The sequence below is a fragment of the Halorubrum marinum genome (assembly GCF_048381195.1).
Lineage (GTDB): Archaea > Halobacteriota > Halobacteria > Halobacteriales > Haloferacaceae > Halorubrum.
On record NZ_JBLWMM010000003.1, the window covers coordinates 40168 to 58069 of the forward strand.

At 68.3% G+C, this 17902-nt stretch carries 17 protein-coding genes and 1 other RNA gene; 7 read left to right on the forward strand and 11 right to left on the reverse strand.

Going from position 1 to position 17902, the window contains the following annotated elements; translation table 11 throughout:
- Window positions 1-12: 12 nt before the first annotated feature.
- Entirely contained in the window at window positions 13-804 is a 792-nt protein-coding gene (locus ACNSN4_RS04015; protein ID WP_418284494.1) for a PHP-associated domain-containing protein, read from the reverse strand.
- Between the two features lie 167 nt (window positions 805-971).
- On the opposite strand from ACNSN4_RS04015, the gene ACNSN4_RS04020 reads away from it, so the two are divergent.
- A complete protein-coding gene (locus tag ACNSN4_RS04020) occupies window positions 972-1268 on the forward strand; it encodes a DUF7565 family protein (protein ID WP_418284495.1) in 297 nt (98 codons plus the stop codon).
- Window positions 1269-1282: 14 nt separating this feature from the next.
- Here the strand turns inward: ACNSN4_RS04020 and rocF are convergent, their stop codons facing one another.
- The gene (gene rocF, locus ACNSN4_RS04025) at window positions 1283-2188 is read right to left on the reverse strand and encodes an arginase (RefSeq protein ID WP_418284496.1); all 906 of its coding nucleotides are present in this window, start codon (window positions 2186-2188) and stop codon (window positions 1283-1285) included.
- A 91-nt stretch (window positions 2189-2279) separates the two neighbouring features.
- Here rocF and ACNSN4_RS04030 point away from each other — a divergent pair, with 91 nt between their 5' ends.
- The gene (locus tag ACNSN4_RS04030; RefSeq protein WP_418284497.1) at window positions 2280-2495 is read left to right on the forward strand and encodes a hypothetical protein; all 216 of its coding nucleotides are present in this window, start codon (window positions 2280-2282) and stop codon (window positions 2493-2495) included.
- An 83-nt stretch (window positions 2496-2578) separates the two neighbouring features.
- Window positions 2579-3112, forward strand: a complete 534-nt coding sequence (locus ACNSN4_RS04035) for an Rrf2 family transcriptional regulator (protein ID WP_418284498.1) — start codon at window positions 2579-2581, stop codon at window positions 3110-3112.
- A 223-nt stretch (window positions 3113-3335) separates the two neighbouring features.
- On the opposite strand, the gene ACNSN4_RS04040 is transcribed toward ACNSN4_RS04035, so the two are convergent.
- The 6 genes from ACNSN4_RS04040 to ligA form a co-directional block, all read right to left on the reverse strand.
- A complete protein-coding gene (locus ACNSN4_RS04040) occupies window positions 3336-4517 on the reverse strand; it encodes an NAD(P)/FAD-dependent oxidoreductase (RefSeq protein WP_418284499.1) in 1182 nt (393 codons plus the stop codon).
- 80 nt (window positions 4518-4597) lie between these two features.
- The gene (locus tag ACNSN4_RS04045) at window positions 4598-5452 is read right to left on the reverse strand and encodes a nucleoside phosphorylase (protein ID WP_418284500.1); all 855 of its coding nucleotides are present in this window, start codon (window positions 5450-5452) and stop codon (window positions 4598-4600) included.
- 72 nt (window positions 5453-5524) lie between these two features.
- Window positions 5525-5929 carry a cytidine deaminase gene (gene cdd, locus ACNSN4_RS04050; RefSeq protein ID WP_418284501.1) on the reverse strand — a complete coding sequence of 135 codons (405 nt, stop codon included), beginning with the start codon at window positions 5927-5929 and terminating at the stop codon, window positions 5525-5527.
- A gap of 134 nt (window positions 5930-6063) precedes the next feature.
- On the reverse strand, window positions 6064-6648 hold the full coding sequence (locus ACNSN4_RS04055) for a GNAT family N-acetyltransferase (protein WP_418284502.1): 585 nt from the start codon (window positions 6646-6648) through the stop codon (window positions 6064-6066).
- 79 nt (window positions 6649-6727) lie between these two features.
- Window positions 6728-7462, reverse strand: coding sequence for an MBL fold metallo-hydrolase (locus ACNSN4_RS04060; protein WP_418284503.1), 735 nt, complete (start codon window positions 7460-7462; stop codon window positions 6728-6730).
- Between the two features lie 77 nt (window positions 7463-7539).
- Window positions 7540-9420, reverse strand: a complete 1881-nt coding sequence (gene ligA, locus ACNSN4_RS04065) for an ATP-dependent DNA ligase LigA (protein WP_418284504.1) — start codon at window positions 9418-9420, stop codon at window positions 7540-7542.
- Between the two features lie 116 nt (window positions 9421-9536).
- On the opposite strand from ligA, the gene ACNSN4_RS04070 reads away from it, so the two are divergent.
- Window positions 9537-11093 (forward strand): glutamate-cysteine ligase family protein, encoded by a 1557-nt coding sequence (locus ACNSN4_RS04070; protein ID WP_418284505.1) that lies wholly within the window; start codon window positions 9537-9539, stop codon window positions 11091-11093.
- Between the two features lie 364 nt (window positions 11094-11457).
- Here ACNSN4_RS04070 and ffs read toward each other — a convergent pair.
- An RNA gene (gene ffs / locus ACNSN4_RS04075) (signal recognition particle sRNA) lies at window positions 11458-11769 on the reverse strand.
- A 110-nt stretch (window positions 11770-11879) separates the two neighbouring features.
- The gene (locus tag ACNSN4_RS04080) at window positions 11880-12293 is read right to left on the reverse strand and encodes a DUF7548 family protein (protein WP_418284506.1); all 414 of its coding nucleotides are present in this window, start codon (window positions 12291-12293) and stop codon (window positions 11880-11882) included.
- A 120-nt stretch (window positions 12294-12413) separates the two neighbouring features.
- Here ACNSN4_RS04080 and ACNSN4_RS04085 point away from each other — a divergent pair, with 120 nt between their 5' ends.
- On the forward strand, window positions 12414-12872 hold the full coding sequence (locus tag ACNSN4_RS04085) for a DUF7992 family protein (RefSeq protein ID WP_418284507.1): 459 nt from the start codon (window positions 12414-12416) through the stop codon (window positions 12870-12872).
- A 48-nt stretch (window positions 12873-12920) separates the two neighbouring features.
- On the opposite strand, the gene ACNSN4_RS04090 is transcribed toward ACNSN4_RS04085, so the two are convergent.
- Window positions 12921-13946 carry an aldo/keto reductase gene (locus ACNSN4_RS04090; protein ID WP_418284508.1) on the reverse strand — a complete coding sequence of 342 codons (1026 nt, stop codon included), beginning with the start codon at window positions 13944-13946 and terminating at the stop codon, window positions 12921-12923.
- A 165-nt stretch (window positions 13947-14111) separates the two neighbouring features.
- Here ACNSN4_RS04090 and ileS point away from each other — a divergent pair, with 165 nt between their 5' ends.
- Both ileS and ACNSN4_RS04100 read left to right on the forward strand, forming a co-directional pair.
- Window positions 14112-17264 carry an isoleucine--tRNA ligase gene (ileS, locus tag ACNSN4_RS04095; protein WP_418284509.1) on the forward strand — a complete coding sequence of 1051 codons (3153 nt, stop codon included), beginning with the start codon at window positions 14112-14114 and terminating at the stop codon, window positions 17262-17264.
- A 161-nt stretch (window positions 17265-17425) separates the two neighbouring features.
- Window positions 17426-17896, forward strand: coding sequence for a GNAT family N-acetyltransferase (locus ACNSN4_RS04100; RefSeq protein WP_418284510.1), 471 nt, complete (start codon window positions 17426-17428; stop codon window positions 17894-17896).
- Window positions 17897-17902: the final 6 nt, after the last annotated feature.

The window sequence follows — 17902 nt, forward strand, 5'->3', positions numbered from 1 at the left end:
GACCCTCGGTGCTCACTTCGGTCGATAATCCGCGATTCCGCCCGCGTAGACGCTCACGTCGTCGAAGCGTCCCTCGTAAGCGACGTTGCTCGGGAGGGTCGGCTCGTCGCCGGAGAGGAAGAGCCGATCCGCCTTCGTCCACGTGTTCTCGTAGGCGAGGTGCGCGAATTCGACGAGTCCGCGGAGCCGATGACCGAGGCCGCCGCGGTGGACGACCGTTCGGGGGCGTCGCTCCCGGAAGGCGTCGACCACCGCGTCCGCGTCGTCGAGACTCCCGTCGAACTCGGTCCACGCCTCGCCGACCGTGCCGCGGAGGTGCGCGTACGACGAGCCGAATCCGGGTCGGTCCGTCGACTCGGCGATCCGACGCGCGCGAGCGTTCTGGTGGGGGAGGAGCTTCGTGTTGTACGTCTCGACCGCGTCGAGCCGAGTCGCGTGCGCCGCGATCTCCGGTCGCGTGAGCGAAATCGTCGCGAAGCCGGGATGGGGGACGAGCACGGCCGCATTCTGTCGGTCGAACTCGGCCATCGCGGCTTCGAACGTGATGTAGTCGGGGACCGGATCGGTCAGTCCGAGCACGAGGAGATGTCGGCGGTTGCCCCAATCGCCGGTGAACACCTCTCGGGCGGGGACGACGGTCAGCTCGTCGTCGGAGTGACGGGTCGCGCGCTTCCGGATCGTCGGGAGCCGAGTGAAATGCGGGGCGTACACGAGCGCGTCGATCCCACGCTCCTTGGCGAGGGAAACGACACTGTCGTCGAGCACCTTCACGTGGGCGTCGACGCGCGTTCTCGATCGAGTCACGAGTTACAGGTGTGCGTCCCCGAGCAAAGGCGTATCGTTCGACCTCGGGGCGACCCGGGGACCGGAGCGACGCAGAGTAGCGAGGGGGGCGGACCACCGACTGAGAGTCTCTCGTCCCTCGGCCCTCGGGGGAAACCGTTAATCCCCCTCGGGGGAGACCACAGGACATGCCCCGCTGGACGTGCGGAATCGACGGTTGCGACGCCGCCTTCGACGACGTGGAGTCGGCCATCGTTCACCAGACTAACGGCCACCAGCGTCACGAGTGTAAGGTGTGCGGCACGATCGTTCCGGACGGCTACTTCGCCATTCGCCACATGTTCGACGAGCACACGCGGGCCGAGTTCGTTCGCGCGTACGACGCCGACTCCGCGGCAGTGCGTCGACGCGAGGAGATCAAACGCGAGATCGAGCACGACGCCGACCTCCAGCAGGTCGTCGAGGCGCTCGATCGGGAGCAGTAGGTCGCGGTCCGTTCTCAGAGGACCCGTTTTCCGAACGCGCTCGCGGCCAGCTCGGTCGCGAGCTCCGCGGTCTCGTTGTGCTGATCGAGCGTCGGGTTCACCTCGACCAGCTCCATCGATCTGAGGCAGTCGGCGTCATCGACCGTCTCCATCGCGCTGTGGGCCTCGCGATAGGTGACACCGCCGCGGACTGGAGTCCCTACGCCAGGCGCTTCCTTGGGATCGAGCCAGTCGAGGTCGAGGCTGACGTGGACGCCGTCGGCCCCGTCGGCCGCGACCGCCATCGCCTCCTCCGTCACCGCGGTGACCCCTCGTTCGTCGATGTCGGACATCGTGTACGCGGCGAAGTCGTGTTCTCGGATCACGTCGATCTCCGCGTCGTCGACCGACCGAAGGCCAACGAGCGCGACGTTTTCGGGGGCGAGCCCGGGTGCGTTCGCCCAGTCGGTGTCGGCGAACTCGTCCAGTCCGAGCGCGGCCGCCAGCGGCATCCCGTGAACGTTCCCCGACGGGGTCGTCGACGGCGTGTTGAGGTCGGCGTGGGCGTCGAACCACACCGCGCCGATCTCCGCGTCGCGGGCGGAACCGACCAGCGAGCCGATGGCGATGGAGTGATCGCCGCCCAGCGCGAGCGGCACGTCCCCGGCCGCGAGCGTGTCGCTCACTGCGTCGGCGAGCCGCCGACTGACGTCCGCCGTCTCTCGGAGGAACTTCGCGCTTCCGCGGCTCGGCGCCTCGGTGTCCGGATCGCGCTCCTCGGCGCGCGGAACGTGGAGGTCACCGGCGTCGACCGTCTCGACGCCCGCGCCAGCGAGCTGGTCGGCGAGTCCCCCGTAGCGGATGGCTGACGGTCCCATGTCGACGCCGCGTCGGTTCGCCCCGTAATCGGTCGGCGCACCGATGATCCTGACAGTGGTCATATTCGACCACGAGACGCGCCGGGTCATGAAAGGACGGGATTGGGCCCGTCCGATCGAACACGACTTTGTCGCTCTACGCGAATCGCTTCGTATGAGCGGCCCCGGACAGGATTTCGCCCCGGAAGACATCGAACCCGTCGGAGCCATGATCGTGGTCGCGTTCACCGGCGCAGTGATCGGACTCGTCGGCGCGGGCGTCTCGCTCGTCGCGTCGGAACTGGGATATATACTCGTTCTGCTCGGCGTCGTCGTTACGCTGTCGAGCCCGGTCGCGTACGTTCGCTTTCGCGACCTCCACGGGGAGTAAGACCGCCGAACCGCGACTTCGGTCGCGATCATTTATAATGTCCTTCCATCGCATTTAAGCAGGACGGCCATGTAGACGGGTCTATGTCATCTATCGAGCTCACATCGAGTCAGAAAAGCATCCTCACGGCGCTCATCAACCTGTACGGGGAACAGGAAGACGCCGTCAAAGGCGAAGCGATCGCCGAGGAGGTGGATCGTAACCCCGGCACGATCCGCAACCAGATGCAGAGCCTGAAGGCCCTCCAGCTGGTCGAAGGCGTCCCCGGGCCGAAAGGCGGGTACAAACCGACCTCGAACGCCTACGAGGCGCTCGACATCCAGCGCATGGACGAGCCCGCTGACGTTCCGATCTTCCACGAGGGCGAGGAAGTTCCCAGCGTCAACGTCGACGGGATCGACCTCTCCAGCGTTCACCACCCCGAACTCTGCCGCGCGGAGATCCACGTACAGGGGTCGGTCCGTAACTTCCACGAGGGCGACTCCGTCACCGTGGGCCCGACGCCGCTCTCGAAGCTCGTCATCGACGGCACCGTCGACGGCAAGGACGACACCGCGAACATCCTCATCCTCCGTATCGACGACATGCGCGCGCCGGACGAACCGGCCGAGCACTGAACTGAGGACCGAACGCCGCACGCTACCGCTCCGCCCAGTTGCTTGACGGTGGCGGACGGTCCGTCGTTCGCGGACGCTTTTGCCGATTCAGGTATTTGCCGATTCAGCGGTTCGAGAACTCCGCGACTACGCGACTCACTGACCGACAAGCGGCGTCGTTAGCCGTACCTCACGCCGTTGTCGCCGCGAAAAACGGAGTCTCAGCGTCGCGTTTCGCCCGCGCTTACATATCGCCGAACGCGCTCACGCCGCGCCCGGCCGAGGAGACCTTCGCGATCCAGCGGACCGCGATCGATTTCTTCAGGAGCTTCGCGGGGGTTCCGCCGAACGTCTGAATCGGCATCCCCATCACGTCGTGTGCGACCGCCTCTTCGCCGATCGAGATGACGGTTCCCTTGTCCGTGTGTTCCCACGACTGAAGCGGTGCGCCGCGCGCGGCCCGCGCGAGGTTCTCGCCGGCGACCTCGGCGGCCTGCCAGGCGGCCTGCGCGGTCGGCGGCGCGATGTCGTCGTCGCCCTGCTCGATCAGCGCGGTGTCGCCGATGGCGAAGACGCGGTCGTCGCTGGTGGTGAAGTCAGAACCGGCGTGAACGCGGTTCGACCGCTCGTCCTTCTCAATCTCGATCGCTTCCAGCTCGGGCTGGCCCGTGATACCGCCCGTCCACACCAGTACGTCGTACCCGAGTTCCTCCGGCTCCTCGTCGTCGCCGCCGCCGAAGTACACCGCGTCCCCGTCGGCCTTCGAGATGAAATCACCGGTGAGGATCTCGATGTCGGCGTCTTCGAGCCGCTGTCGGAGCGCGCCCTGAAGCTGCGGGTCGTTCCCCGGGAAGACCTCGTCGAGCCCCTCGACGAGCGTGATCTCTATCGGGGCGCGGTGCTTGTCGCGGTACTCCGCGATCTCGCCCGCGGTCTGGATGCCGGAGAGGCCAGCGCCGCCGACGATCACTTCGGCCGGGTCCGATCGGGTGGCGTCGGCCGCGGCCGAGCGGACGTCCTCGTGGATCGCCTTCGCGTCGTCGAGGCCCTTCAGCTGGTGGGCGTTCTCCTGCAGCCCTTCGATGCCGAAGAAGGCCGTCGTGGAGCCGACCCCCAAGAGGAGGTAGTCGTAGTCGACCGTCGTCCCGTCCTCGGTCTCGACGGACTGCGACTCGGTGTCGACGTCGACGACGCGGCCCTGTACGAAGTCGGACTCGGGCGATTTGATCTCGTCGACCGGGATCGTGATCTTGTCCGCGACCCCGGGGTTTCGGATGGCGCGGTGAACCTCGTGGAGCACGAGGTGGTAGTCGTGTTCCGAGATCCACGTGAGATCGGCCTCGCCCTCGCCGACCTCGTCTTCGAACGCCTTCACTGCCCCTGCCCCGGCGTACCCGGAGCCGACGACGACGACCTGTGTAGTCATGCGTGATATTCTACGGTCCGCGGATAAAGTCGCTTTGGAACGTCTCTGACGCGGCCGTCGGTCGGGAGGCGCGCCTCGCTCTACAGCGAGAGCCCGGCGTGCCACCGGTCCGCGCCCGCCTCGCGTTTCACCTCGTCCATCCGCGCGAGGAGCTTCACGGCGAGGCTCGCGGTCTCGGCCGCCCGAGACTCGCCCTCGGTTCGGAACTCGCCGGTGATCCGATTCGCGTAGACGGAACACACCGCTCCCGCGCGGAGCCCGTACACGTTCGCGATCGTGAGAACGGCCGATGCCTCCATCTCGATGTTCTTCACGTTCGCGTCCTGCAATTCCGCGACCAGTTCGTCGGAGCCGGCCGCCTCGAACCCCTCGAATCCGGGGCGTCCCTGCCCGGCGTAAAAGGAATCGGCGCTCATCGTGATTCCGGTGTGGTAGTCGTAGCCGAGCCGTTCCGCGGCGGCGACGAGCGCGGAGACGACCTCGCCGTCGGCGGTCGCCGGGTAGTCCTCGCGGACGTACTCGTCGCTCGTTCCCTCCTGTCGGACCGCGCCGGTCGTGATCACGAGGTCGCCGACGTCCATCTCCGGCTGGATCGCGCCACAGGATCCGACCCGGATGAACGTGTCGACTCCCACGCGAGCGAGCTCCTCGACGGCGATGGCGGCCGACGGGGAGCCGATCCCCGTCGACGTCACCGAGATCGGTGCCTCATCGTAGCTCCCCGTGGCGGTGCGGTACTCGCGGTGGTATGCGACCTCCTCGTACTCGTCCCACAGCGCGGTGATCTTGTCGACGCGCTCGGGGTTACCCGGGAGGAGCACGGCGTCGGCGACGTCGCCCTCGCCGACCGCGACGTGGTACTGCCGCTCGTCGTTCGGGTCCTCGCTGTCGCCGTGGGCGGTGCCGTCGTCGCCGTGGGCGGTGTCGTCGGTCATGTTCCCGACCTTCGACGAGCCGTTTAAAAGGAGTTCCGTCTTCGGAGCAGTCGCAGGGGCGGCGACGACCGCTCAGACGTCCCGCGCGTCGTCGAGGGTGCCTTCCGAGATGGTGTTCGGGAGCAGTTCGCCGAGGGTGTACTCGCTGGTCTCGCCGTCGCCCTCGTCGCAGATCACGGGGAGGTCGGCCTCGGCGAACTCAGCGAGCGTCTGTCGGCACATGCCGCAGGGCGTGACGCCGTCGCGGACGCCGGACGTCACGACGAGTCGGTCGAACTCGCGATGGCCGTTCTTCACCGCCTCCGCGACGGCGACCTCCTCGGCGTGGAGGCTGTTGGAGTAGTTGGCGTTCTCGATGTTACAGCCGGTGTACACGGTGCCGTCGGCGGTGCGGAGCGCGGCGCCGACGCGGTACTCGGAGTACGGGACGTGCGCGTCGTCGAGGACATCGCGGGCGGCCTGTATCAGCGAATCCATATCGGAGGCGTCGGTCGGCGAGCCGATAAGCGGTGTGGGTTGACGGCGCGTCGGACGGTGTGGGTTGACGGCGCGTCGGACGGTGTGGGTTGACGGCGCGTCGGACGGTGTGGGCTGGCTGCGCGCTCCGCCGCCTACCGACCCGTGTCGTACTTGTACGTCGCTGACTCGGGATCAATGCCGAAGTCCTCGGCCGTCTCCGTCGCGTCCGCTTCCGCGTCGCCCGCCGGCTCGGCGTTCTTGAACGCGTCGCGGAACCGCTCGGGCATCTCGAACTCGTCGACGGCGAGTTCGAGCCCGACCACGCCGCCGCCGAGGAACTCCCGCTTCTCGTCGAGTCGATCTGAGAGCGCGGCCGGGAGGTCGTCCGTGTCGACTTCGTCGAACCCGAACTGCGTCAGGTACTCCGGCTGGTCGGTGAGGACGTACACCGTTTCGAACCCCTCCGCGGCCGCGGTGTCGACGAGTCGCTCGACGACGTGTGCGCCCACGCCTCGCCCGCGCCAGTCGGGAAGCACCCCGATCCCGGTGAGTTCGATCCGCTCCGTGTCATCTCCGCGATGGAGGCGGAGTCGGCCGAAGCCTGCTCTGTCGCCCGATTCTTGATCGACCGCGATCACGTAGTCCCGTGACCGGAAGGCGACATCGTCGAGCCCGAGCCGCTCGATCGCGTCCAGTAACCACGCCTCGTCACGGTTCTTGGCGTCGCGGACGTACATGCCCTACCCTACGTCGGCCGACGTAAAAACGGTTCCCTGCGTCAGGATCGACAGGCGGGTGCGATCCGTGGCGTGCCACCTACTGGTTCGCCGAGCGAGCGTCGAGCGCGACCGGAATCGACCGCGCGGCGACGTCGCCTGCGAACGCCTCGCCGTCCGCCGCCAGCTTCTCGAAGGTGTCGTAGTGGATCGGGACGACGAGATCGGGATCCATCGCCTCGGCCAACTCCGCGGCCGCGTGCCGGTCCGAGACGATGCCGCCGCCGCCGATGTTCGCGAGGAACACCGAGACGTCGAGCTCCGCGAACCCGTCGAGCGCGTCGGAGTCGCCGGGCCAGAAGACGGTCCGATCGCCGAGCCCGAGGAGGAACCCGCACCCGAGCCCGGGCGGGTGCGTCACGGACCCGTCGGCGTCGGCGTTCGGCCCCTCCGGGTCGTTGTACGCCGCGACCGACCAGACGGTCGCGTCTCCGGACGGCGTCTCGATGTCGACGCGCGCCTCGTCGTCGACGCGGACCACGTCGTAGTCGGCCGCGAGCGACTCGATCGACTCCACGTCTCGGTCGATCCCGGCGGGGTCGACGGCGTCGTAGATCACGAGCGTCGCCTCCTCGCTCGCGACCGACCGAATCCCCTCCGGATCGTAGTGGTGATCGTGCGTGACGACGACGACGTCGCCGTCGCGCGCCCAGTAGTCGTCGAGGACGCCGTACCGGCCGGGATCGGTGTACGCGACCGGCCCCTCTTCGGGTTCCAGTCGCGCCGTCGCGTAGCCGAGCCACTCCACGGTGACATCGTCGTATCGAACGGTCATACACGCGTGTCTGGACGCGTCCGTCTTGAGGGTGGCTATCGTTCGTGCGTCACCGTCGGAGCTGTCGCTCCCGAGAGCTACCCCGCGTCGTCCGCGAGGCGTGCGATCCGTGCCACCGAGTCGGCGTCGCCCACGGACTTGTCCTCGCGCACGGCGACGAACCGGGGGAACCGGAGGGCGTAGCCGGACGAGTAGGTCGGTGACGTTTGGATCTCCTCGTAGCCGACCTCGATAACGACCTCCGGGCGGAGCGTGATCTCCGTCCCCGTCTCGCTGACGACGTGCGGCTCCAGCCGCGTCGTGAGGTCGGCGAGCTCCTCGTCGGTGAGGCCGGTCGCGACCTTGCCGATCGCGGCGAACTCCCCGCCCTCGGCTTCGTTCGTGTTCGCGCCCGTCCCTTCACCACCCGAGCGCACCCCGAGCAGAAACGTTCCGAACAGCTCAGCGCGCCGACCCTCGCCCCACTCCGCGCCGACGACGACGGCGTCGAGCGTCTCCACGTCGGGCTTGCGCTTCAGCCAGTCCCGGCCCCGGTCGCCGGGCGTGTACGTCGCCTCCGGATTCTTTAGCATGACGCCCTCGTGGCCGGCGTCGAGCGCTGCTTCCTCTGCCGCCGCGATGTCGTCCGCGTCGCTCGCCAGTTCGAGCACCGCCGCCGCGTCGGGGAGCACCTCCACGAGCCGGTCGTGCCGCACCCGAAGCGGCTCGTCTAACAGGTCCTCTCCGTCGGCGTGGAGGCAGTCGAACGCGTCCAGTCGGAGAGTGACCTCGTCGCGCATCCGATCGACGTCGTGTTTGCGCCGGAACCGACGCAACACCTCCTGAAACGGGAGCGGATCGCCTTCCTCGTCGACCGCGACGACCTCGCCGTCGAGGATCACCGGAACCGACACGCGGTCCTCGATGCACTCGGCTATTTCCGGGAGCGCGTCGGTCACGTCGTCCATGTTTCGGGAGTAGAGCCGCGGACCGAGGCCCGCCGCGGCGCTCGCGTCGTCGCCAGCGCCGTCATCGTTCGCCGGTACGTAGTGGACCTGCACTCGGGCCCCGTCGAACTTCGTTTCCACGGCCACCTCGCCGAAGGCGTCGAGCGCGTCGGTCGCGGTCCCCGCCTGCGCGAGCATCGCCTGGACGGGGCGACCGACCGCCAGTCCCTCGTCCCGTAGCCCGTCGAGTCCGCCGTCTCGCGCCAGCGTCGCGACGTGGCCGTAGTCGTTCGTCACCTGCAGCGCCCCCGCGACGGCTGCGACCGCTTCGTCACTCGCTCGGAGCGCCGGGTCGTCTGCGTCGCCACCTGCCCGATCCCCGTTCCCGTCACCCGACTCGCCCGGAGCGTCTCCGTCCCCCGCAAGAAACGCCTCGGCGACGGCGTCGCGGACGGTCCCCTCGCCGACGCCGATCCGCATCTCTCCGAGCACGAGCCGCGCGAGGAGCTTCGACTCCGCGGAGCTACAGCGGTTGAACAGTCCGAACAGCGCGTCGAGCTTTCGCGATTCGCTGCCGTCGCCCGCGGTGGCCGCTACCCCTCGAAGAGCGTCGTCGACCTCGGCGACGGTGAGCGATTCGACGGAGCCGCCGCCAGCGCTCCCGTCTCCCCCGCCGAACGCGGCCAGTCCGCGTTGCCCGCCGAACTCGAACTCGGACGCGACGGCACCGATTTCGCCCCGTTCGGCGAGTCGCTCCTCGACGTCGTCTGCGGTCACGTTCGGCCCCGCGGCGCGGGCGATCGCCTCCCGACACAGCGCCGGGCCGATGTCGAGGGTCCGCGCGTCGTGCGCGGGAAAGACGCGACCGAGCAGGAATCGGGTGACGGTCGCGAGGTCGTCGGTGTCGTCTCCGCCCGCTGCCGTGCTGCTCCCCGCTGCGGCAAGTAGGTTGGCAACCCGGATCGTCGTTTCGATATCGGCCGCCTCGGCGGCCAGTCGCTCGGCTTGCTCGGCCAACGCGGCGAACTCCATACACCGAGTGGGCCGTTGCCGGGCAAAAACGACCCGATACGGGCGGGCGTGCCGTCCGTCCCCAAACCGCCGATCGGCCGGTGACCTTTTTAGTATCCGGAGTCGTCGACCGTTCCATGAGCACCGATTCCGCCCTCGCGGACGGCGTCCGCGAGGCGCTCGCGGTGGACCCCGACGAGTTCGTCGCCCGCGTCGAAGCGGAAGCGGAGATCGTCAAGCAGGAGCTGCGGGACGGCTCCTTCGACAACCACCAGTCGATCGTCGGCTTCGAGTACGAGTTCTACGCCGTCGCCGACGGCCGGTGGAGCGAGGAATCCCGGGCGGGCGAGTACGCGCTGATGCGCGTTCCGCGCCGCCTCCTCGAGCTGATGGGCTTCGAGAAGGAGCTCGGACTGCACAACGCCGAGATGTCGACGAGCCCGCAGCCGCTCTCGGACCACGGGCTTCGGGCGCAGCTCGCGGAGGTTCGCGCCCGGCTGGAGGCCGCCGAGAACACCGCCGGCGTCGAGGGAATGCGGCTCGTCTCCGACGCCCTCTGGACGATTCCGCCTGCCGGCGAGACGGCTCGAGGATACCTCACCGACAGCGTCGAGCTCGACGGAATCGTCGTCGCCGTCAACATGAGCGACGCGGTGCGGTACCACGCGATGGCGAACGCGGGCACCGACGCGAAACGCGGTACGGTCGTCGAGGCACCGGGCGTGTCGCTGCCGGCGGACACGGTGATGCCGGAGAGCCTCATCACCTCGATCCAGCCCCACTACCAAGTCGCGCAGGCCGAGACGCTGCCGGAGCACTTCCGGTACGCGCTGCGGATCGCCGGGCCGCTGCTCGCGCTCGGCGTGAACGCGCCCTTCTTCCCGCCGGAGCTGTACGACGACGACTGGGACGCCGAGCGCGTTCTCGCGGAGGGCGCGACGGAGAACCGCGTTCACGTGTTCGAGTCGGTACTCAACTCGCGGACGGACGCGGACAAGGTTCGCTTCCCGCGCGACGTCTACGACCTCGAAACCGCGATCGATCGGATCGTCGCCGACGAGACGCTCATCCCGATGCCGGAGTCGGAGGACTCAGACCGGTTCGACGACGCGTTCTCGACGTTCCGGACGAAGCACGGCAGCTACTGGCGGTGGGTCCGCCCGGTGTTCGAGGGGGCGAGCCGGTCGAGCGCGAACGCCCGGATCGAGTTCCGGCCCATCGCCGCTCAGCCGACCGTTCGCGATTCCATCGCCTTTCAGGCGGCGTTCGCCGGGCTGATGCAGGCGCTCCCGCAGCGCGAGCATCCCGTCATCGGACTCGACTGGGAGACCGCCCGCGACAACTTCTACGCCGCGGTCGCCGACGGGCTCCGCGCCGATATCGAGTGGATCGGACTCGACGGCGAGCGGACGACCGACACGGACGCGCTCTACGGCGACCTGCTCGACCACGCCGAGGCGGGGCTCCGGACCGCGGGCTGTCCCGAGGGGGAGGCGGCCTCGTGGCTCGCGCCGCTTCGGTGGCGCGTCGCCAACCGCACGACGCCCGCGAGTTGGAAGCGAGATCGGGTCCGCGAGCGGCTCGACGACGGCGACGACTTCGAGACCGCCGTGCTCGACACGCAGCGGGAGTACATCGACCGACAGTCGGAGACGCTGATCGAGGGCGGGTTCTCTGCGTGGACGGACGGCTAACCGACGAGCGAGCGCGACCACGTGTGCTCGTGACCGCAGTACCCACACGTGGCTTGGCGCGCCCGTTCGCGCCGCACGCGGCGCGAGCGGACCGCGAGGGAGGCCGGCCGGGCGCTTATAAGCACCCGGCCGCCGAGGTTGGGGAGGCGTGAGGTGCGAGGCGGTGTCCGGGCGGTGTGAGGCAGTGTCCGCGCGATGTGAGGCGGTGTCCGGTGAGGCGATTCGGCTGGGACTCTGGGGCGTCTTCCTCGACACCCGTTTATAAGCGAGCAGTCCAGGCTGTGGAACTGTTCGTCGGAGACCCGTGAAAATGCGCATATATGACGGAGTCACCGCTTACACGTCGACTGAAACCGCGTATGAATGACGGACAGGCGGGGTGGCCCGGCGTTCCAGCGCGGGGTATCCCGGTTGCCTTCTCCACCCCGCGACCCGACGAGCGACGGGCGTCCGGCGGTGGGCTGCTCGCTTCCGCGCCTGACCCGTTGTCGCCGACGAACCGCGACGGACCGCTCCTGCGAGCGGGCGTCACGGACCGCTGTCCCCGGCGGACGAGGCTTCCACGTTGGCTCTCGGGGCCCGCACCGGTCTGACCGGACGCGCCCGCTGTTCGGTCCCCGCTAAAGACTACCTCACGGGTGACGAGCGGGGCCTAACCGCCCGACCTAGTCCACTTCAGTGTACACGGGTACTCCTTAAGGGCCTTTCGTTCGCGGGAGCGACAGCGCTCCGCTCACCGATCCGCACCGATCGACTCGGCTCTCGCCGAGCGCTTCCGGCGGGCGCTCACGCCAACAGCTCGCGAGCGTACACGGCCGCAAACGCCGGGATTGGCACCGAAACGGCGACGACCGCGGGGGCGTGCCACTCCAGCCAGCGGAACTCGGCGAACATCGTCGTCGGTTCGATCGCCATCGCCCACGCCGCCGCGCTCAGAGTCGTCGCGAGGCCGAGCATCACCGCGACGCCGGCGAGGGTTCCCGGGTCGAGGTTGCCGCGCTCGACGGAGGCGATGACGACCGCGCTCACTAACGCGAACAGCGCGATGCCCCCCGCGCCGATCACCCCGGAGGCGTAGTAGCCGGCGAGCTGCGTGGCGTATCCCGACCCCGACACGAGCGCGTACGGCACGGCGAGCACGAGGACGGTGACGACCGCGGAGCCGATCCCCGCTCGACGCGAGACGTCGCGGAGCTTCATGCGAACTCGTCGGGTCGGCATCGGGGTAAACGGTCCGGATCGACATCGGGGGGCGGCGCTCAGACCGGCGTGCCACTGCGGTCCCGTATCGTTTTGAGTCGGCGGCGCGGAGAAGCGGATATGAGTCTCGATGTCGATCCACCGCACCCGCCAGAGCTCGCCGCCGTCGACCCGAACGAGTACGAGGACGCCGAGGTCGCCGGCGGGGAGTACCGCCGCGACGAGCTGGAGGCGTTCCTCCACGAGGGCGCGTGGGAGGAGGCGTTCGCGGAGTGGGCCGCCACGAGCGACATGGACGAGGAAGACTGGCAGATCGCGCTCGACCTCGAACTCCCCTCCCGATTCGACTTCTTCTGGGACGACTTCGCCGACCGCGTCGGCTACCACGCGCCGGGGATCCCCGAGGACTGGAAGGAGCGCGAGCTCCACCCCGACCTCGACTCGTGGGGAACCGTCTCCGCGATCAACGCCGGGCTCACCGAATTAGGACAGGTCGTCTGCGAGACGCTCAAATCGGAGTACATCGACTGGGAGGCCGAGTTCGAGGCGCCGGACGACCTTCCGGATTTCGACGAGTAGTGGGCGAGGCTCGCGGCCGCCACGGTGTCAGCGGCGGTTCTCGGCCCCTTAGTGTCCCCAGAGATTCCCGTCCGGGTCGTACCGCGCGTCCATGATCCGGTCCCACTGCTCGTCACTGAGGTCGAGATCTGTCGCGGCGACGTTCTCCGCGAGCTGGTCGGTCGTTCGCGCGCCGACGATCGGGACGCAGGTGAACTCGTCCCACTCCGTGAGCCACCGGAGCGCGACCTGTGCCGGAGTCGCGTCGAGCTCGTCGGCGACCTCGCGGACCGCGTCGAGGACCTTCCAGCCGCGCTCGGAGAGGTAGAAGCGCTCGAAGCGGTCGTCGAAGCTCGCCCGCGACCCGTCCGGCGCGATCACCTGCTCGGGGTCGTCGGGGTCGGCGCGCTCGTACTTTCCCGTGAGGAAGCCGCCCGCGAGCGGGGAGTACGGACAGACCGCGATGTCCTGGTCGATACACACGTCGAGGTACTCCTCGACGTCCTCGTAATAGCCCGCGTGGTGAAGCGGCTGCACCACGTCGAAGCGGGCGTAGTCGTTGACGTCGGCGGTCCACAGCGCCTTCGTCAGCTGCCACGCCGCCATCGTCGACGCGCCGAGGTAGTGCACTTTCCCCTCAGAGACCAGCTCGTCGAGAACGCGCATCGTCTCCTCGATGGGCGTCTCCTCGTCCCAGCGGTGGATGTAGTACACGTCGAGGTAGTCGGTGTCGAGCCGGTCGAGCGTCCCCTCGACCTGCGCCCGGACGTGTTTGCGGCCGAGTCCCGAGTCGTTCGGGCCGGGCTCGCCGCGCCCGTCGAACGGGAAGTACACCTTCGAGGCGATCACGTAGTCCTCGCGGTCGCGCTCCGCGAGCCACTCGCCGACGTACTCCTCGCTCGTCCCGTTCGGGTTCCCGTACACGTTGGCGGTGTCGATGAAGTTGACCCCGTGGTCGGCCGCCGCGTCGAGGAGTTCGTGCGCCTCCTCGCGGCCCGTCTCCACCACGCCGTTCGTCTCCCGTCCGAAGCGCCACGTCCCGAAGCAGAGTTCGGAGACGCTGAGTCCCGTGTCGCCGAGCCGTCGGTAGTCCATACTCACACGTCTCGTCGACGATTTATAAAGCGTGGCGGCAGCGGGCGGCGCGGTGCTCGACCGACCGATCGAGACGATCCGACGGTGTTCATTCACCCCGTCACTCCGTGTCACAGAGACACGCGACTCCGTCGTATTCAAATATCCGCGCCAAGACCGATCCGTATGGACGATATCGACGACCAGTACACGCCCGCGGACGTCGAGTCCGGGGTCGACGAGTACTGGGACGAGACGAACGCCTACGAGACGGCGAAGGAGGCGCACGCCGACGACCCGCCCTTCTTCTTCGTGGACGGCCCGCCGTACACCTCCGGGCAGATGCACCTCGGTACGGCGTGGAACAAGACGCTGAAAGACGCCGTCATCCGCCACAAGCGGATGACCGGCCACCGCGTCACCGACCGCCCGGGCTACGACATGCACGGGCTCCCGATCGAGGTGAAAGTCGAGGAGGAGCTCGGCTTCGAGAACAAACGCGACATCGAGGAGTACGGGATGGAGCCGTTCATCCAGCGGTGCAAGGAGTTCGCCCTCGAAAACCGCGCGGCGATGGACGACGATTTCAAATCGATCGGCGTGTGGATGGACTGGGATGACCCCTACGAGACCATCGACCCCGAGTACATGGAGGCCGCGTGGTGGGCCTTTTCGAACGTCGCCGAAAACGGTCTCGTCGAGCAGGGGAAACGCTCCATCTCGCAGTGCCCGCGGTGTGAAACCGGGCTCGCCAACAACGAGGTCGAGTACGAGCACGTCGACGACCCCTCTATTTACGTGAAGTTCCCGCTCGCGGACCGCGAGGGGAACCTCGTCATCTGGACGACGACGCCGTGGACGGTTCCCGCGAACACCTTCGTCGCCGTCGACGAGGAGCTCACCTACAACGCCGTCCGCGCCGAGAGGGACGGCGAGGAGGAGGTGCTCTACGTCGCGGAGGCGTGCGTCGAAGACGTCCTGCGTGAGGGCCGCTACGACGAGTACGAGATCGAGGCCGAACTGACCGGCGAGGAACTCGTCGGCTGGACATACGACCACCCGCTCGCGGACCACGTCGCCGAGTACCCCGACTTCGAGGGTGCCGGACAGGTGTACGCCGCCGATTACGTCGAGGCCGACCGCACCGGACTCGTCCACTCCGCACCGGGTCACGGTGAGGAGGACTTCCACCGCGGCACCGAGCTCGGACTCGACATCTACTGTCCCGTCGGTCCCAACGGGGAGTTCACCGACGAAGCGGGCGAGTACGCCGGGGAGTTCGTCCGCGACGCCAACGACGACATCATCGACGACCTCGTCGCCGACGGTCACATGCTCGCGCACGGCACCGTGAACCACAGCTACGGCCACTGCTGGCGCTGTGACACGGGGATCATCCAGCTCGTCACCGACCAGTGGTTCATTTCGATCACGGACGTCAAGAGCGACCTCCTCGACAACATGGAGGAGTCCGAGTGGCACCCGCAGTGGGCCCGAGACAACCGGTTCCGCGACTTCATCGAGGACGCGCCGGACTGGAACGTCTCCCGCCAGCGCTACTGGGGGATCCCGATCCCGATCTGGGTGCCGGAAGGCGCTGATCGCGGCCACCTCGACGAGGACATGGTCGTGATCGGTACCCGCGAGGAGCTCGCGGAGCGGGTCGAGGAGGACATCGACCCCGCGGCGATCGACCTCCACCGCCCCGCCGTCGACGACCTGACGATCGTCGAGGACGGCACCACGTACCGCCGCGTCGAGGACGTCTTCGACGTCTGGCTCGACTCGTCGGTCGCTAGCTGGGGTACCCTCGGATACCCGACGAACGAGGCCGACCACGACGAGCTGTGGCCCGCCGACCTCATCATCGAGGCGCACGACCAGACCCGCGGCTGGTTCTGGTCACAGCTCGGGATGGGGACCGCCGCGGTCGGCGAAATCCCCTACGAGGAGGTGCTCATGCACGGGTTCGCGAACGACGAGAACGGTCGGAAGATGTCGAAGTCCGTCGGTAACATCGTCACCCCCGAGGAGGCGATCGACCGCGCCGGGCGCGACCCGCTCCGCACGTACCTCCTCAGCCACGACCAGCAGGGGGTCGACCTCGCGTTCGAGTGGGACGGCCTCGGCGAGATCCAGGGGAAGCTCAACATCCTCTGGAACGTGTTTCGCTTCCCGCTCGAGTACATGGCGCTCGACGGCTACGACCCGGCCGACGCCTCCCTCGACGACGGCGAACTCGAACTCGTCGACGAGTGGGTGCTCTCCCGCCTCCAGTCGGTCGAGACCGAAGTGACCGAGGCGTGGGCGGACTACCGCGTCAGCGACGCCGTCAACGCCGTCATCGAGTTCGTCACGCAGGACGTCTCACGCTTTTACGTGAAAGCCGTCCGCGACCGCATGTGGGAGGAGGCCGACTCCGCTTCGAAGCGCGGCGCGTACGCCACGCTCGCGACGGTCCTCGACGAGGTCGTCAGACTGCTCGCGCCGATCGCGCCGTACCTCACGGAGCGGATGTACCAGACCCTCGACGGCGAGGCCACGACCGTCCACCAGCTCGCGTATCCCGAGCCGAACGACGGACTCCACGACCCGGACCTAGAGCGTGACATCGCCGTCCTCCGCGACGTGGAAGAGGCGGCCGCGAACGCTCGCCAGCAGGCCGGTCGCAAGCTCCGGTGGCCCGTGCCGCGGGTCGTCGTTGAGACCGACGACGAGGAGGTCGCCGCGGCCGTCGACCGGCTCGCCGACCTCATCGCCGACCGGGTGAACGCCCGCGAGGTGACCGTCACCGACGCCTTCGACGAGCTCGTCGAGACGGCGGAACCCGAGATGTCGGCCATCGGCCCCGCGTTCGGCGCCGACGCCCAGAAGGTGATGGGCGCGGTGCAGGGTGCGACCCGGACGGCGGTCGAGGCGGACGAGATCACCGTCGACGGCGACGTCGTCGACCTCGACGACGAAATGGTCGAGTACGTCGCCGAACCGCCCGAACACGTCTCCGGTGCCGACTTCGAGGGAGGGACCGTCTACGTGGACACCTCGCTCACCCCCGACATCGAGTCCGAGGGGTACGCCCGCGACGTGATCCGCCGGGTTCAGGAGATGCGCAAGGAGCTCGACCTCGACGTCGAGGCGCGGATCCGCGTCGGCGTCGCCGTCGACGACGACCGCGTCGAGGGGTTCGTCGCCGAGCACGCCGACCTGATCGCCGGCGAGGTGCGCGCGGACGAGTGGCTCGACGACCCCGCCGACGCCGCAGGCGCGGACGGCGGGCTCGTCGAGGAGTGGGACGTCGAGGACGTCATCGTCACGATCGGGATCGAGCCGGTGGCGTAGTCGGCGATCGCGTAGTCGACGATCGCGTAGTCGACGATCGTGGCGTCACTCCATCGACGAACTCCGTTCGTGACCTTCGTGAGGCGGTCGGGCGGGGCGTACACTGTGCGATCAGTTCGCAACCCGAAACCTATAGGTGACTTCTTTACTCATGGTCATACATGCATGTCCGGGCGGCCAGCCCCGACGACGCGGACGCGTTGCGAACGGCGGTGTCCCGTGCCCGCGAGACGACCGTCTTCGACGACATCGGCGCACCTTTACTCGATGTCTCCGCGGCCGGCGTCCGAGAGGCCGCCGCCGAAGCGGAGTGGTCGTACCTGATGGAAGACGAGGATGGACCCGTTGGCGTCGCCATCGCTCACCCGGACGCGGAAGGGGCGGAAGCGGAACTGCTCGCGCTCTGGGTCCATCCGAGCCGTGCGGGCGAAGGGGTCGCGAAAGAGCTGCTCGCCCGTATCGGATCCTCGGTGACCGACCGCGGCGTCGACACCCTCCGGGCGACGGTGCCAGCCGATAGCCCCGGCGCACAGGAGTTCTTCCACGCACACGGTTTCTCGCGGCGTGGTACGCGACGCGGGCACGCAGGCGACGAGTCGATCGTCGTTGCCGATGCGAGCGCGCTCGGGTGATCGCCT

What these genes read in the sequence shown, in the direction of transcription:
- ACNSN4_RS04070 (WP_418284505.1), top strand. Translation starts at nt 9,537, where the DNA reads ATGAGCACCGATTCCGCCCTCGCGGACGGCGTCCGCGAGGCGCTCGCG.
- ileS (WP_418284509.1), top strand. Translation starts at nt 14,112, where the DNA reads ATGGACGATATCGACGACCAGTACACGCCCGCGGACGTCGAGTCCGGG.
- ACNSN4_RS04030 (WP_418284497.1), top strand. Translation starts at nt 2,280, where the DNA reads ATGAGCGGCCCCGGACAGGATTTCGCCCCGGAAGACATCGAACCCGTC.
- cdd (WP_418284501.1), bottom strand. Translation starts at nt 5,929, where the DNA reads ATGGATTCGCTGATACAGGCCGCCCGCGATGTCCTCGACGACGCGCAC.
- ACNSN4_RS04100 (WP_418284510.1), top strand. Translation starts at nt 17,426, where the DNA reads ATGCATGTCCGGGCGGCCAGCCCCGACGACGCGGACGCGTTGCGAACG.
- ACNSN4_RS04035 (WP_418284498.1), top strand. Translation starts at nt 2,579, where the DNA reads ATGTCATCTATCGAGCTCACATCGAGTCAGAAAAGCATCCTCACGGCG.
- ACNSN4_RS04040 (WP_418284499.1), bottom strand. Translation starts at nt 4,517, where the DNA reads ATGACTACACAGGTCGTCGTCGTCGGCTCCGGGTACGCCGGGGCAGGG.
- ACNSN4_RS04020 (WP_418284495.1), top strand. Translation starts at nt 972, where the DNA reads ATGCCCCGCTGGACGTGCGGAATCGACGGTTGCGACGCCGCCTTCGAC.
- rocF (WP_418284496.1), bottom strand. Translation starts at nt 2,188, where the DNA reads ATGACCACTGTCAGGATCATCGGTGCGCCGACCGATTACGGGGCGAAC.
- ACNSN4_RS04045 (WP_418284500.1), bottom strand. Translation starts at nt 5,452, where the DNA reads ATGACCGACGACACCGCCCACGGCGACGACGGCACCGCCCACGGCGAC.
- ligA (WP_418284504.1), bottom strand. Translation starts at nt 9,420, where the DNA reads ATGGAGTTCGCCGCGTTGGCCGAGCAAGCCGAGCGACTGGCCGCCGAG.
- ACNSN4_RS04085 (WP_418284507.1), top strand. Translation starts at nt 12,414, where the DNA reads ATGAGTCTCGATGTCGATCCACCGCACCCGCCAGAGCTCGCCGCCGTC.
- ACNSN4_RS04090 (WP_418284508.1), bottom strand. Translation starts at nt 13,946, where the DNA reads ATGGACTACCGACGGCTCGGCGACACGGGACTCAGCGTCTCCGAACTC.
- ACNSN4_RS04060 (WP_418284503.1), bottom strand. Translation starts at nt 7,462, where the DNA reads ATGACCGTTCGATACGACGATGTCACCGTGGAGTGGCTCGGCTACGCG.
- ACNSN4_RS04080 (WP_418284506.1), bottom strand. Translation starts at nt 12,293, where the DNA reads ATGAAGCTCCGCGACGTCTCGCGTCGAGCGGGGATCGGCTCCGCGGTC.
- ACNSN4_RS04055 (WP_418284502.1), bottom strand. Translation starts at nt 6,648, where the DNA reads ATGTACGTCCGCGACGCCAAGAACCGTGACGAGGCGTGGTTACTGGAC.